Source organism: Klebsiella sp. 2680 (genome assembly GCF_900198535.1).
In the GTDB taxonomy this organism is placed as follows: domain Bacteria; phylum Pseudomonadota; class Gammaproteobacteria; order Enterobacterales; family Enterobacteriaceae; genus Klebsiella; species Klebsiella indica.
In genome coordinates this window covers 23,674-38,018 of the sequence record NZ_FZNJ01000004.1, presented here as the reverse complement: position 1 = coordinate 38,018, position 14,345 = coordinate 23,674, and the positions used below count along the sequence as shown (strand labels likewise).

Genomic DNA, 14,345 nt, shown 5'->3' with positions numbered 1-14,345 from the left:
GCGAATATGACGATAAAAGCACGCATTCAGTCACGACTGAAACGCTCAAAACGCTATGTATTCACTCGTGACGATTTCAAAGATATTGCAGGCTATGATCAGGTCGGCAGGGTATTGCGCGATCTCATTAAAGAAGGGCAACTGCTGAAGGTGGGCTATGGCGTATACACCAAAGCACGCCGGAACAGCATCACCGGTAAGGTCATGCCTGCAGCTCCAGGAGGATCTGCAGCGGTGATCGTTGAGACGCTGGATCGTCTGAAGGTACGCTATCGTTTTGCCGGAGCAACGCAGGCATATAACAGCGGTGAGTCCACGCAAATCCCGGCATCACCAGATATCAGAATATCTCCGCGTTTTAAGCGCGCATTGTCCGTAGGGAACAGCAAATTAAATGGATGATCTAACATTACTTTTTTCTGATGTGGCAGACGCCCTTGGTATCGAATCCGTCGCTATTGTGGAAAAGGATCACTATATTGTTGAGCTTCTGAGTTTGCTTAAACCGCTGGCGTTCGATACTCATCAACTGGTGTTTGCCGGAGGAACTGCACTTGCTAAATCAGGCGTTGCACTTAACCGGATGTCGGAAGATGTAGATATAAAACTGGTTCCGACAGCTGATTTTCAGGCGCTTTCGCGCTCCCGACGCAAAAGTATTCGCAAAGAAATCGTTCAGACAATCTCTAGTGCAATAACCGCAACGGGCGTATTTAGCTTCGACGATACTCACCCAAAGGTGACGCGGGATGAGTATCGGTATAGCGACATTCCTGTCCGCTACCCGCAGCGAGTGGCACAAGCGCCCTGCCTTCGACCTTTTATTCGACTGGAACTGATGGAGGCCGAGCTGCTGGAAGTGCCGGAGTCGCGGGATATCCACTCACTGGTGACATCGCTTACGGGAAAAGCGTCTGTAGTTTCGGCTTTCCCCTGCGCAACCATTACTAGCACGCAGGCTGAAAAGCTGGTGGCGATGCTGCGTCGCACGGCAGCAGTGGTAAGAAATGTTGAGCGCCTGGACGATGCTTCGCTGGTGCGCCATATCTACGATACGTATTGTATTGTTGAAGCAGGTAATGTCGATATGTCTCTGCTTACTGATTTTGTTCAGCGAACGATTGAGCAGGATATTCAGCGCTACGGCAACCAATACCCGCAGTTTTGCGTATCACCTGTTGATGAGCTAAAAATGGGGTTGGATGAGCTGTCGAATAACCCGCTTTATCAGATGCGGTACCAGCAATTTGTCGCACCGATGGTGTATGGTACACGCAGAATTTTGTGGGATGATGCATACGCCAGTTTTCGACAGATAGCGTTAATCATCCTGAATGCTTATTAAGCGGTACGGAGATTGGGGTTCGGTTATAGCACTGCAAAACATATCAATGGGGCCTGTCACTTGACAAATAGTTCCTCTGTTTCTTTAACAATCCGATACCCCATCGCTTTATACCCTCGTTGCCGCTTATCCCACATTCTTAACAATACCGGATGACCGGTATCGACGAAATCAATAATCCTTACGTTTGTTTTTCCTGCCTGTTCCCGATGGAGCCGCCCTGCATATTGTTGTAGCGTCCCTTTCCAGGATACAGGCATCGCCAGAATAAGCATATCCAGCGGAGGGTGATCGAAACCTTCGCCAACCAGTTTTCCTGTCGCCAGCAAAATCCTGGGGGAGTCTGGTGACATAGCGTTCAGGTTAGTCATAAGTAATGAACGCTGTTTTTTTGACAGCCGCCCATGGAGGACAAACGCTACTGAAGCAAGATCGCCCAGTGATTCCACTATAGCGGTCAAATGATCTGTACGCTCAGTTAATACCAGAACTTTATGTCCCTGCTCATAAGCGATTTTGATCTCTCTGGCAATTGCTGAGGTTCGCTCCTGATCCTGGGAAATATGCCGAAATATATCCTGAACGCCAGTAGCAATGGGAAGAGTAATCGTAGAAAAACGGGAATGGGGGAAAACCTCCAGATTCTGGGGGCTGCCGACTGGTTTGCTTGCTGTATGTCGAATGGGGCCGCACTGCATAAAGATAATGGGTTGCTGGCCATCGCGTCGAATTGGCGTGGCTGTTAATCCCAGTACATAGCGTGCTTTTGTTCGCCGGAGTATTGCATCAAAAGATGACGCACCAACATGATGGCATTCGTCAACAATAACGTGACTATAACTTTCAATAAGGGGATCGACTTCGCCCTGTCGGGACAGGGACTGCATCACTGCAATATCAATTTTTCCGCCAGGCTTACGTTTTCCTCCGCCAATAATGCCTGGGTTACAGTCGGCGTTTAAAAATACCGATAATCGCTCCTGCCATTGTTTTAATAGTTCAGAGCGATGTACCAGAATAAGCGTATTAACACTTCTGCGGGCGATAATCGCCGCTGCAACTACGGTTTTACCAAACGCTGTTGGTGCACAAAGTACTCCGGTGTCGTGGCGTAGTACGTCATCTATAGCCGCTTCTTGATCGACGCGTAATGTACCAGAAAACTCAACCTCTATCGCCTCTCCAGGAAAGCGTTCATCTTTTAGCTGGTAAGTAACGTTGTTGTCCTGGAGTAAGGATAATGCTGCCTCTAAACAGCCGCGAGGTAATGCAATATGCAACGGAAAATTCTCTGCGCAGCTAATGACTCGCGGTTTATTCCATACTGACATCCGCATCGCCTGGGTTTTATAAAACTCAGGGTTCTGAAATGCGGCCAGGCGGATAAGTCGATTGGCTAATGCTTGTGGCAATTGCGATTTTTCAAAATAAATCAGGTTAGCCAGCGTGATATTCAGCGATTCTGGCATTGACACTAACAATTTTTGTGATGAATGGGTTTGTCGCCATGGCGTGGCAAGATCTTCATCATCAATAAATGTAATATCCAGAGGATGGGCACCGCCAGATGCGCGTAATATCGTTGCTTCAACATCACCAACAGGTAGTGTTTTTATCGTGGATAGAAGTGCCCATTGATCAACATATGGCTGGAATCGGGTATCAACAAAAACACTCCTGTTTTTCTCTCGCGGCTCTTTTTGCAAAGGTAATACGATCAGGTTACCAAACCCTCCTTTAGGCATGATGTCCTGATTGGGAAATAGCCGGTCGTAGGAATTGAGCTGAAGTTGTCGGGTTCTGGCGCAGGTGTGGCTGATAATAGCTGTACCTAATCGGCGGGCATCGCGGGCTGGAACCCGATCGCTGAAGAATACCCAGATGTGTGCACCCTGGCCCGAACGGGATATTTCCAGCGCGGCTGGTATACCGAGTTCTTCGCAAGACTGTATAAATGCTTTGGCATCGTCACACCATTCCGCTTCATCAAAATCAACAGCCAGAAAATAGCAGGTATCGTCTTCCATTAATGGATATACGCCCACAGTCTGTTTTCCTGTCAGATGGCGATAGATTGTGGTATCGGAGACAGGTATTAACTGGCGGTTAGAACAATCGCTACATTTGATTCGTGGTTTTGCACAAATCCCCGGATGCCATTCATTAGCGCAGGCGGGAGAATAACCCGATTTACCCGTACTCTGACTTTCCCATCTGACTGGGTAAACGTCCGTCCGACCTTGAAATAATCGGCGAAATAGCGCAATTTTGTCTTCAGGGGAGAGTTGCGATGTTGCTGATTCTGGAATTTGTCCTGCTGGATGCCATTCGATACCGTTAGATTCGAGTAATGCAATCAATCGCGCATTTTCTTTTCGTAGCGCGTTCAGTTCATCATGTTTCGGCCCGGTATGCATAATCGTTCAGCCTCTGGTTAGGAGGAGCTTTGTTGGAACTATACCTTTTCGTTGGGGAATGGTCTTTTCAAATCGTATCTTAATACTTTAGTACCTGTGACAACTTTTCATTCAAAAAAACACAATCCTGTGTCTTTACTCATTTATGTGTTTTAATGGCACCTTCTGCCTCCTTCTGCCTCCTTCTGAAGGATGGATCCCATGTTACAGAACAATATCAAACAGCTTCGTACCCAGCTATCTATCACCCAACGCGAACTGGCATTTATGGTCGGCACCAGCCAGCAGCAAATTCAGCGTATCGAAACCGGAAAAGTCGCCGCAAAGTTGAGTCTCGCGCAGGCAATATGCAATGCCCTGGATAAGCCTCTAAATGTTGTGTTCCCGGAAAGCGATCGGTTGATAAACGACTTCCGCAAGAAGCGTCGTAAGCGTCGTCTGAGTACCGTCTGGTCCAGAATCCAGGATCCTGTAACTTAAGCACCCACTTATTTTGAAGGTGGACACCTCATGCGCGCCAAAGAACGACTTCCCCGGAAACGCTATTCTCCTGAATTTAAATTGGAACTGGTCAGGCTGGCCCTTGAACAAGAAGGCAGTATCGCCGCTCTGGCCCGTCAACATGACGTCAACGACAATCTGCTCTTTAAATGGATAAGGCTCTGGCAGCGTGAAGGGCGGGTCTGTCGACCCCGAAAAAATGCATCGCCGCTTCCTGCCCTGATCCCCGTGCAACTTCAGGCGGAGTCTTCTCTCTCAACATTCGAACCACCATCCTGTTCACCTCCCACTGCCTGCCACATAAAATGTCGGATAACACTGACGCATCCCTCTGCTGAGCTCATGAGCACACTCCTGCGCGAGCTGATACGGGGGCCTGTATGATAAATCTTCCCGCAGGCACAAAAATCTGGCTGGTTGCCGGTATCACCGATATGAGAAATGGCTTTAACGGCCTGGCCGCTAAGGTGCAGACAGTGCTGAAAGATGATCCAATGTCAGGCCACGTCTTCATCTTCCGGGGGCGCAGTGGCAGCCAGGTTAAACTGCTGTGGTCCACCGGCGACGGACTGTGCCTGCTGACAAAACGGCTGGAGCGTGGGCGCTTCGCCTGGCCGTCGGCCCGTGATGGCAAAGTGTTCCTCATGCCCGCCCGGCTGGCCATGTTGCTGGAGGGCATCGACTGGGTGCGACAAGAAGTCGCTTAATATATTGTTTTAACACGATTTATGTATAGAACCCGTTATCCCATTAGCGGTAACCTACTGAGGCAGGCGACACCGGTAACAGTGTGGTCTGAAGCCCTCAGGACAACGTAACTCTGGAAATATCCGATCTGAATCCGTGAGGATAGAGGGGCATCTGCAAGCATCGTGCGGATGGAGAGCCAGGCTGAGCGGTTATGTGAACTGCTGATAAACGTCGTTATACCTGACAAGCCAAAGATGCTGACAGGCTTGAACCAAAAGGTGTGTGATCGGTTATTTCCTTCCAGTCTGGAAATACATGGGCTAGAGATCACCGGTGGAGAGGCGGAACCTAACCCGTTCATTTGTATATTAAGTGGAACCTGGTAAGCCCGTATAAAGGCTTGAGCGGTGTACCGAGAAACTGGTACGCACCGTTCTGAGGGGGCGGCGGCACAGCAATGTGTTGCTGCTACCCGACCGCCAGCCAAAGCGCCTGCTGTCGCCCCTCACGCTGCTGTAATTCTGGTCACACGGCGGGCAACCTGGTAGCATGCCCGCCATGAACGAACCTCTTCCCGACGACATCGCCCTTCTTAAACAACGTCTGACCGGCCACGGGTTTTGTCCGGTCACGCTGTAGGCTGATACCACCAGGTCCGGGCGAAAATGGCGTACCTTCATTGACGTGCGCACGGAATAACCAAACGGTGTGCATTATAACCAGTAGCAAACGCCAACTACCTGATACTGCAAGCATTCCGGCGATAGGGCAGAGACGCTGATTTCCGGTGTAGTAATAGCAAAGGCCGGGAGAGAAACCGCTGTTGGCAACATAAATCGCTTGATCATAAAAACACCTGCAGCAGTGAATATGATGCAGATGTAACGGTTTCAAATCGAACCGGCCTTATAAAATTAAATATCCAGTATGTATAATTTCAGTATCGTCAGTTTCTCGCTGTACCCTTCGCGCACAGCGTATCCAGTACCAGTCTGATAAAGCGCCGATAATCAGCCTCCACGCTGATCTGGATTTCCGGCAGGTGATACCAGTTGTGTGAGTGACGGAAATCAGCCACGGTTTGGCCCAGCGTGGCCTGTCCTTGTGTTTCCACCGCTACTCGGGCGGGCACGGTTTTCAGCAGATCCGGAACTAACACTACCGCGACGGCCATGGCATCAATCATCACGCAATAGGACTGGTAGCCTCGACCAAGGACGAAGCGCATCATTTTAGCGGCGTGGTTCGCCTCCGGCTGTGGGGAGTGTTCGAGCCGCAGGATATCGTCTTCGCTGACGTTTACGTTAAAGTGCGTTGCCACATCGAGCCCGACCGCCTGAAATGCCACGCCGGACTCCAGTACAATTTTCGCCGCTTCCGGGTCAACAAACACGTTCCATTCCGATTGCGGGTTATCCCCCGTCGCATTCTCGAACGATGCGCGGTTTGTCCCCCATGCTCCGGCTATCGCCACCACGCGCTTAATCAGCGGCGCGATATCCGGGGCTTTTAACAACGCCATGGCGAGATTGGTCAAAGGGGCAAGTGTGATAACGGTGATTTCATGAGGGTGTTGGCGCGCGCTGTCGATGATGAAATCTACGGCGTGCCTGGGCTGGGCCGCGAGCTCTGGAGCTGGATGATGGTTGTTGCCAAGGCCATCATCACCATGGCTGAAAGGATCTGATGGTAGCGGGCGGATCAGCGGTTTGCTCATCCCTCGATATACCGGAATATCCGGGCGTTTGAGCAGTTCCAGTACGGTAAGCGCGTTGTGGGTGGTTTTTGCCACCGGCAGGTTGCCGCAGACAGTGGTGATACCAAGAATGTCCAGTGCGGGCGATTTTGCCGCCAGAATCAGGGCGATGGAATCGTCCATACCGGGATCGCAGTCAATAATCACTTTTTGCATGAGTTTCCTCCACAGGGGATGTTGAACAGACGACAGGGTTTTTAAAGCCGAAGATAAAAATCAGCAGCGTGATGACGCCAGCCACCACCGGGATCAGCCAGACAATGCGCCACTGCGCCAGGTTATTGACATCATTAACAAAAACGTTGAGGACATTGCCCATTACCAACGAACCGAGTAGGGAGCCTGCCCCCATCGAGATAAACATCATCAGTGACTGTGCCTGAGCGCGGATGGAAGGCGGGGCCATCATGTCCGTTACCATCTGTGAAACGATGATGTAAAAACCCATAATGAAGCCGTGCAAGGCAATCGCGATGATCGCCAGCGTCAGACCGGGATAGGTAGTGCTGGTTAGCAACAGTGAATAGCGCAGCACAATCGCCAGAAGCCCCATTACCATAATGGTTTTCAGGCTGAAACGTAGCGCAAACAGCGGGATCAGCGCGGTGACCAGAACTTCACTCACCTGGCCTACAGACATAAAAGCAGCAGTTCGCTCCAGTCCCGCAACATTGAAATAGAGGGGAGCATACTGATCGTAAAGCGTGGACAACATAGTGGCGAAGCAGCAGCACAGCACGAAAACCCTGAACCCACTTCCAGGGCGGTCCAGAGTGCGAAAAGCGTCTGCACCAGTGATATCACGCAGGCGAAACACGCTATTCCCAGCGGCTGGTGGCGTATGCGGCAGAATAAACAGATAAATCAGTCCGGTGACGATCGCCACACCGCCGCTAATGATAAACGGTGTAGCGGTTTTTTCGGCCTGTAGCAGGCTGATCAGCGCTGCAGCGGCAATCCATCCCACCGTTCCGCCGATACGGATAAGCGGAAAGAACTTGTTCCGGTCGGTGACGTGGGTCATCGCCACGCTGTTTGCCAGCCCGACTGTGGGGGCATACAGCAGCTTATAAAGAAAAAACAGCACGACAAATAACAGCGGGCGGTGTGAAAAGTACACCACCAGTAACAAAATGCAGCCACAGAGTATAAACAATGTTGCAATCATTTTGTTCGCCGGGAAATAGCGGTCGGCAATGGCTCCTGACAGTAACGGAGATATCATCATCGACAACGGGAAGCCGGAAACGGCATAAACAATATATTCCCGCATTCCTGCTTCATTCATATAGATGGTCAGGGTGATCATCGATGTTCCCATCAGGAAATAGACGGTGAACATCATTGAAAAAAGCAGGATGTGGATACGGTGGGGATGATGGGCACGGAGAAGCGAGATGGCGTTTATCATGATGGCTCTCCTTCAGTAGCGGCTGTAACAACCTGCTGGTGCAGTACAGACAGGATGGTAGTTTGCATAAACAACTCTCCTTATCGACGCAATGTGAATGCCCTGCCTGACGATGAGAAAAAGCGTTCCGGGGCAAGGCGTTAATGTTTCTCCGGAACCGGAAAATTGGAGGCTGCCAGGGGCGGTTTTGTGTCCGGCAATGGATGTTTCGGCAGGCGGGAATCTTCCTGACAGTGGTAGCGAGTGGGCCAGATAGTGGCCGGATAAACGTTCAGTGAGGTGGCAATCAGCCACTCGCCTTTCGGCCAGGGACGTGAAAGCGCATTCGCCAGCGTGGAGGAGGCCAGCTCCGCTTCCCGCGATACCACTGCCATACTGGTGCCGCATTTGTGCAGGGCGGCGATGATGTCGGCTGGATGCCAGTCTTGTTTAGTCACTCCTTTTACCTCACAAACTTGCATGTTTAACAAATTATCCTGTTTTGGGATTATTTTGTAAATCACTGATATTCGATTTTGGGATAAAAATCGAGTATCACAAATGTCATCTATTTATACTGAACAGTATCAGCAGGTTATAAGACTGTTGCGTTCGGCGAGACAGGAGCGAGGTCTGACGCAAGCGCAACTTGCAAAAGCATTGGGTCGTCCACAGTCATTTGTTGCCAAAGTTGAAAATGGTGAGCGTCGTCTGGACATCATCGAATTTGCCCATATTGCTTATTTGCTATCTTTGGATCCTGCTGCCGTACTGAAAACAGTTTTGCCTCAGAAGTGACGTTTTATAAGCTCATCGTTGTTGGATTTGATAGTAAATATCCTATTTTTGGATATTTAGCCGGTGCCATGATAGTCGGGCCTTAATTTATTGTTGAGGCTGACGAAATGACTTCTGTCTACTCCATTGAATACCTGATGGTTATAAAGGCATTACGTGAAGTGCGGGTTGCTGGCCATATCACCCAGGAAGAGCCAGGTAAGGCGCTGGGAAGACAACAATCTTTCATCGCAAAAGTAGAAAACGGAGAGCGGCGGTTAGATATCGTTGAGAGTGTTAGAAATTCTGTGTCATTCCAGTAATATACAATCAAGAAGGAATGACACATGTCCCAGCCCTTCGATTTCGACAAAGCCCTCAAGGCACTTCAGTCCGCTCAGGCATTAACCGGTAAAGATGGTATCTTAACACCTTTAATCAAACAGTTAACCGAAGCTGCACGGGTTGCCTAACTGGATTCTCATCTGTCTCAGGATGTTGAAGCTAACCGGAAAACGGCTCTGGTAAAAAGACCATCAAAGCACCGACCGGTAGTTTTGAACTGGCAACACCGCGTGATCGAAACGGCACGTTTGAACCGCAACTGGTGAAAAAGCATCAGACCACACTGTCCGACGAAATAGAGCGCAAGATCATTCGGCTGTTTGCGCTGGAAGCAACTGAGCTGATGTATCTCCACAAATAAAGACAGGCGTAATGGCATGTCCTTCTGTCCGCCAGTCCTCATATCCAACCTAACATCCCTGACATTTCCCCTGCCTTCATCTGGTGAAACGCTTGCACCGTTTGTGATCGACGCGGTGCCATATTGCCCCCTTTTGGTATTCCGTTGTCATCGCTGTTTTCAGGGTGCGTGAGATTATAAATATTTACTACCAGTGATTTCAGTGGATTACAAAATTTGGCACCAGAATTGCTTATTCATTAATGGCTGATGGCCGCACACAGAAAAAGCGCACTTAAAATGCGCAATGCAACCACATAACAACATTTCTCCACACAGGATGCTTTATGAAAAAGATTATGTTCTCTACTTTATTCGCAGCAGCTTCTCTGCTTGCCGTCGCGCAGCAAGCGCATGCGGGCGCCACGTTGGATGCAATTAAGAAGAAAGGGTTTGTTCAGTGCGGTATCAGTGATGGTCTGCCGGGGTTCTCTTATGCCGATGCCAGCGGCAAATTCACCGGTATTGATGTGGATGTCTGTCGTGCCACTGCGGCTGCGGTGTTTGGCGATGCCAGCAAAGTCAAATACACGCCACTGACGGCAAAAGAGCGTTTTACCGCGCTGCAATCCGGTGAAGTGGACATTCTGTCCCGTAACACGACCTGGACCTCTTCGCGCGATGGCGGCATGGGCTTCCTGTTTGCCGGCGTGAACTATTATGACGGCATCGGTTTTCTGACCCATAAAAAAGCCGGTCTCAAAAGCGCGAAAGAACTGGATGGCGCCACCGTCTGTATCCAGGCCGGTACCGATACCGAGCTGAACGTAGCGGATTACTTCAAAGCTAACAATATGCAATACACGCCGGTGACCTTCGACCGCTCTGACGAATCCGCCAAAGCGCTTGACAGCGGCCGCTGCGATACCCTGGCGTCCGATCAGTCTCAACTGTACGCGCTGCGTATTAAGCTGGGCAAACCGGATGAGTTCATTGTTTTACCGGAAGTGATTTCGAAAGAGCCGCTGGGCCCGGTGGTTCGTCGCGGGGATGACGACTGGTTCACCATCGTTAAATGGTCGCTGTTCGCCATGCTCAACGCTGAAGAAATGGGGATTAACTCGAAAAACGTCGATCAGCTGGCGGCAAAACCCTCCAACCCGGACGTGGCTCACCTGCTGGGTGCTGAAGGCGACTTTGGCAAGGATCTGAAGCTCGACAACAAATGGGCGTTCAACATTATTAAACAGGTCGGTAACTACCAGGAAAGCTTTGACCGTAACGTCGGTAAAGACAGTGCTCTGAAAATCTCGCGTGGCCTGAATGCGCTCTGGAATCAGGGTGGCATTCAGTACGCACCGCCGGTGCGTTAATTCTGCCTTCCCGTCGGGCACTGCGCCATGCGGTGCCCAATGCGTTTTTTCACTGAGGTTTCAATATGTCTCAACGCCCAACCGTAAAAAGGGATTTTTCCATCGGTAACCCTACGGTTCGCGCCTGGTTTTACCAGATAGTCGCCATTGTGGCTGTGTTTACCGTTGCGGGATATCTCATCCACAACACGGTAATAAACCTGGCCAATCGCGGCATTACCTCCGGTTTTGGTTTTCTTGAACGTAACGCTGGCTTCGGCATTGTCCAGCATCTGATTGATTATACGGAAGGCGATACCTACGCGCGCGTGTTCCTGGTGGGATTAACCAATACCCTGCTGGTTTCCGCGCTCTGTATCGTTTTCGCTTCTATTCTCGGCTTCTTTATCGGCCTCGCGCGTCTGTCGGATAACTGGCTGCTGCGTAAGCTATCAACCATTTACATCGAAACGTTCCGTAATATTCCACCGTTGTTACAGATTTTCTTCTGGTATTTCGCGGTGCTGCGTAATCTGCCCGGTCCACGCCAGGCATTGAGTGCGTTCGATCTGATATTTGTCAGCAATCGTGGCCTGTACATCCCATGGCCTACCTCAGCGCCGGGCTCCTGGCCCTTTGTCATCGCACTGGCGCTGGCGATTGCCGGTAGCGTTGGCTTGCTGAAGTTTAATCGCAAACATCAGTTAAAGACCGGTCAGTTGCGCCGTACCTGGCCGTTTGCCGTGGCCATGTTCATCGTCTTCCCGCTGATCGCTCATCTGCTATTTGGGGTCGCCGCCCACTGGGATATCCCGCAACTTCGTGGATTTAATTTCCGCGGTGGGTTCGTCATGATCCCAGAGCTGGCTTCCCTGACCCTGGCGCTGTCGATCTACACATCGTCGTTTATTGCTGAAGTGATTCGCTCCGGTATTCAGTCGGTCCCGTCCGGGCAGAATGAAGCCGCCCGTTCGCTGGGATTGCCGAATCCGGTCACTATGCGCCAGGTGATCATCCCGCAGGCAATGCGGGTGATCATTCCGCCGCTGACCAGCCAGTACCTCAACATCGTGAAAAACTCCTCACTGGCGGCGGCGATCGGCTACCCGGATATGGTATCTCTGTTCGCCGGTACGGTGCTGAATCAGACGGGTCAGGCTATTGAGACCATTGCCATTACTATGGCGGTGTACCTGAGCATCAGTCTGATTATTTCGCTGCTGATGAACCTTTACAACCGCAAGATCGCGCTGGTTGAGCGTTAAGAGAACGGAATAACTATGTCTGTTACCACACATGAAACACCGCCTGTGCCGACGAATCCGGTCAGTAAAGCCTGGGCCTGGGCACGTAAAAACCTGTTCTCCAGCTGGTTCAATACCCTGCTGACGCTGCTATGCCTGTGGATTATCTGGAACGTGATCCCCCCGGCGCTGAACTGGCTGATCTTCCAGGCGAACTGGGTCGGATCAACCCGTGCCGACTGCACCAGAGAAGGTGCCTGCTGGGTGTTTATCCATGCGCGTTTTGGTCAGTTTATGTATGGCCTTTATCCCCATGAGCTGCGCTGGCGTATCAATCTGGCGCTGGTGATTGGGCTACTGTCCATCATTCCGATGTTTATCAAATCGATGCCGCGCCGTGGCCGTTACATCGTCTGCTGGGTGGTGGCCTATCCCATTATCGTCTGGCTGCTGATGTACGGTGGCTACTTTGGCCTTGGCCGCGTGGAAACCCGCCAGTGGGGCGGCCTGACGCTGACGCTGATTATCGCATCGGTGGGGATCGCCGGCGCGATACCGCTAGGTATTTTACTGGCGTTGGCGCGTCGTTCAAAGATGCCGGTCGTACGAACCCTGTCGGTAATTTTTATCGAATTCTGGCGTGGGGTACCGCTGATTACCGTGTTGTTTATGTCATCGGTGATGCTGCCGCTATTTATGGCCGAAGGGACCACCATCGATAAGCTGGTGCGCGCCCTGGTCGGGGTCGTTCTGTTCCAGTCGGCCTATATCGCGGAGGTCGTGCGCGGTGGCTTGCAGGCGCTGCCCAAAGGGCAGTATGAAGCGGCGGAATCGCTGGCGCTGGGTTACTGGAAAACGCAGATTCTGGTTATTCTGCCCCAGGCGCTCAAGGTCACGATCCCCGGTCTGGTCAACACCATCATCGCGTTATTTAAAGATACCAGTCTGGTGATCATCATCGGCCTGTTCGATCTTTTCAGTAGCGTGCAGCAGGCAACGGTTGACCCTACATGGCTGGGAATGTCGACGGAGGGCTATGTTTTTGCCGCTCTCGTCTATTGGATTTTTTGTTTTAGCATGTCTCGCTTTAGCCAGCATCTGGAACAGCGTTTTTACACCGGGCGTAAATCGCACTGAGGTTTTATATGACACAATCTATGATTAATTCTGCTGACGCAATGATGATTTCGCTCGAAAATGTGAATAAATGGTACGGACAATTCCATGTGCTGAAAGATATTAACCTGCAGGTGAAACCGCGCGAACGTATTGTGCTCTGCGGGCCTTCAGGGTCGGGCAAATCGACCACGATTCGCTGCATCAACCACCTCGAAGAACATCAGAAAGGGCGTATCGTGGTGGATGGTATTCATCTCAACGATGATGTTCGCAATATAGAACGCGTGCGAACGGAAGTCGGTATGGTATTTCAACACTTTAATCTTTTCCCGCACCTGACTGTTATACAGAACTGTACGCTGGCGCCGACCTGGGTACGTAAGATACCGAAAAAAGAGGCGGAAGAGCTGGCAATGCACTATCTGCAGCGGGTACGTATTGCTGAGCATGCGCATAAATTTCCGGGACAACTGTCCGGCGGCCAGCAGCAGCGCGTCGCGATTGCCCGTTCGCTGTGTATGAAGCCCAAAATCATGTTATTTGATGAACCGACTTCCGCCCTTGACCCGGAGATGGTTAAAGAGGTGCTCGATACCATGATTGGTCTGGCAGAAGACGGTATGACGATGCTGTGCGTTACCCATGAAATGGGCTTTGCCCGCACGGTGGCTGACCGGGTGATCTTTATGGATCGCGGGGAGATTGTGGAGCAGGCGCCCCCGCAGGAGTTCTTCTCTCAGCCGAAGTCAGAGCGTACCCGCGCATTTCTGTCGCAGGTTATTCACTAGACGCTCGATCATCCCCCTCGCTTAGGCCGAGGGGGAAAAGGAAGAGGCCGGCCAGAGACGTCCAACACGCGCAGCGTCCCCGCCAGCAACTGCGTATTGCGTTTTATCCGGCCCTTTAACAAATGCCGTGCGCAGCCGGCACCGAAGCATTTCGCTACCCCGCTGAGATACCAGGTCAGTTCGGGAATCAGTTCGCTGAAAGTGGCGATATGCTGCGTTGCCAGCGCGGCGTATGCCTCATTCTCGATCACCGGTATGCTGTAGCGCAACGCTTAGCGCCT

Annotated in this window: 15 protein-coding genes and 3 pseudogenes; 12 read left to right on the top strand and 6 right to left on the bottom strand. The window is 51.1% G+C overall.

Annotated elements, in window-relative coordinates:
* Positions 1-6 precede the first annotated feature (6 nt).
* On the top strand, positions 7-402 hold the full coding sequence (locus FN037_RS17360; RefSeq protein WP_142502804.1) for a DUF6088 family protein: 396 nt from the start codon (positions 7-9) through the stop codon (positions 400-402).
* Positions 395-1,345, top strand: coding sequence for a nucleotidyl transferase AbiEii/AbiGii toxin family protein (locus tag FN037_RS17355; protein WP_142502803.1), 951 nt, complete (start codon positions 395-397; stop codon positions 1,343-1,345). Before FN037_RS17360 ends, FN037_RS17355 begins: the two co-directional genes overlap by 8 nt.
* Positions 1,346-1,401: 56 nt before the next feature.
* Here FN037_RS17355 and FN037_RS17350 read toward each other — a convergent pair whose 3' ends face one another.
* Complete coding sequence (locus tag FN037_RS17350) at positions 1,402-3,762, bottom strand: TOTE conflict system archaeo-eukaryotic primase domain-containing protein (RefSeq protein WP_142502802.1); 2,361 nt, start codon at positions 3,760-3,762, stop codon at positions 1,402-1,404.
* Between the two features lie 201 nt (positions 3,763-3,963).
* Between FN037_RS17350 and FN037_RS17345 the strand changes: the two are divergent.
* The 3 genes and pseudogenes from FN037_RS17345 to tnpB form a co-directional block, all read left to right on the top strand.
* Positions 3,964-4,194 (top strand): annotated as a pseudogene (locus FN037_RS17345) (helix-turn-helix transcriptional regulator); the annotation flags it as partial.
* Between the two features lie 78 nt (positions 4,195-4,272).
* Positions 4,273-4,647, top strand: a complete 375-nt coding sequence (locus FN037_RS24790) for a transposase (protein WP_142502801.1) — start codon at positions 4,273-4,275, stop codon at positions 4,645-4,647.
* On the top strand, positions 4,644-4,970 hold the full coding sequence (gene tnpB / locus FN037_RS17335; protein WP_142502800.1) for an IS66 family insertion sequence element accessory protein TnpB: 327 nt from the start codon (positions 4,644-4,646) through the stop codon (positions 4,968-4,970). The genes FN037_RS24790 and tnpB overlap by 4 nt, the downstream gene beginning before the upstream one ends.
* 594 nt (positions 4,971-5,564) lie before the next feature.
* Here the strand turns inward: tnpB and FN037_RS17325 are convergent.
* The 4 genes and pseudogenes from FN037_RS17325 to FN037_RS17310 form a co-directional block, all read right to left on the bottom strand.
* Positions 5,565-5,801 (bottom strand): annotated as a pseudogene (locus FN037_RS17325) (TraU family protein); the annotation flags it as partial.
* A gap of 98 nt (positions 5,802-5,899) precedes the next feature.
* Positions 5,900-6,865, bottom strand: coding sequence for a nucleoside hydrolase (locus tag FN037_RS17320; RefSeq protein ID WP_142502798.1), 966 nt, complete (start codon positions 6,863-6,865; stop codon positions 5,900-5,902).
* Entirely contained in the window at positions 6,846-8,120 is a 1,275-nt protein-coding gene (locus tag FN037_RS17315) for an MFS transporter (RefSeq protein ID WP_142502797.1), read from the bottom strand. Before FN037_RS17315 ends, FN037_RS17320 begins: the two co-directional genes overlap by 20 nt.
* 140 nt (positions 8,121-8,260) lie before the next feature.
* Positions 8,261-8,557, bottom strand: coding sequence for a helix-turn-helix domain-containing protein (locus tag FN037_RS17310; RefSeq protein ID WP_142502796.1), 297 nt, complete (start codon positions 8,555-8,557; stop codon positions 8,261-8,263).
* A gap of 103 nt (positions 8,558-8,660) precedes the next feature.
* Between FN037_RS17310 and FN037_RS17305 the strand changes: the two genes are divergently transcribed.
* From FN037_RS17305 to FN037_RS17275, 7 genes and pseudogenes are all read left to right on the top strand, one after another.
* Complete coding sequence (locus FN037_RS17305; protein WP_142502795.1) at positions 8,661-8,897, top strand: helix-turn-helix domain-containing protein; 237 nt, start codon at positions 8,661-8,663, stop codon at positions 8,895-8,897.
* A 107-nt stretch (positions 8,898-9,004) separates the two neighbouring features.
* Positions 9,005-9,199: a helix-turn-helix domain-containing protein gene (locus FN037_RS17300; RefSeq protein ID WP_142502794.1), complete on the top strand. Its 195-nt coding sequence runs from the start codon at positions 9,005-9,007 to the stop codon at positions 9,197-9,199.
* Positions 9,200-9,223: 24 nt separating this feature from the next.
* Positions 9,224-9,549, top strand: a pseudogene (locus FN037_RS17295) (transposase); the annotation flags it as partial.
* A gap of 359 nt (positions 9,550-9,908) precedes the next feature.
* Positions 9,909-10,934 carry an amino acid ABC transporter substrate-binding protein gene (locus FN037_RS17290; protein WP_138362959.1) on the top strand — a complete coding sequence of 342 codons (1,026 nt, stop codon included), beginning with the start codon at positions 9,909-9,911 and terminating at the stop codon, positions 10,932-10,934.
* Positions 10,935-10,999: 65 nt separating this feature from the next.
* Entirely contained in the window at positions 11,000-12,178 is a 1,179-nt protein-coding gene (locus tag FN037_RS17285; RefSeq protein ID WP_138362960.1) for an amino acid ABC transporter permease, read from the top strand.
* Between the two features lie 15 nt (positions 12,179-12,193).
* Positions 12,194-13,294: an amino acid ABC transporter permease gene (locus FN037_RS17280; RefSeq protein WP_138362961.1), complete on the top strand. Its 1,101-nt coding sequence runs from the start codon at positions 12,194-12,196 to the stop codon at positions 13,292-13,294.
* Positions 13,295-13,302: 8 nt separating this feature from the next.
* Positions 13,303-14,064 (top strand): amino acid ABC transporter ATP-binding protein, encoded by a 762-nt coding sequence (locus FN037_RS17275; RefSeq protein ID WP_138362962.1) that lies wholly within the window; start codon positions 13,303-13,305, stop codon positions 14,062-14,064.
* Between the two features lie 8 nt (positions 14,065-14,072).
* Here the strand turns inward: FN037_RS17275 and FN037_RS17270 are convergent, their stop codons facing one another.
* Positions 14,073-14,333 carry a hypothetical protein gene (locus FN037_RS17270; RefSeq protein WP_260607915.1) on the bottom strand — a complete coding sequence of 87 codons (261 nt, stop codon included), beginning with the start codon at positions 14,331-14,333 and terminating at the stop codon, positions 14,073-14,075.
* Positions 14,334-14,345: the final 12 nt, after the last annotated feature.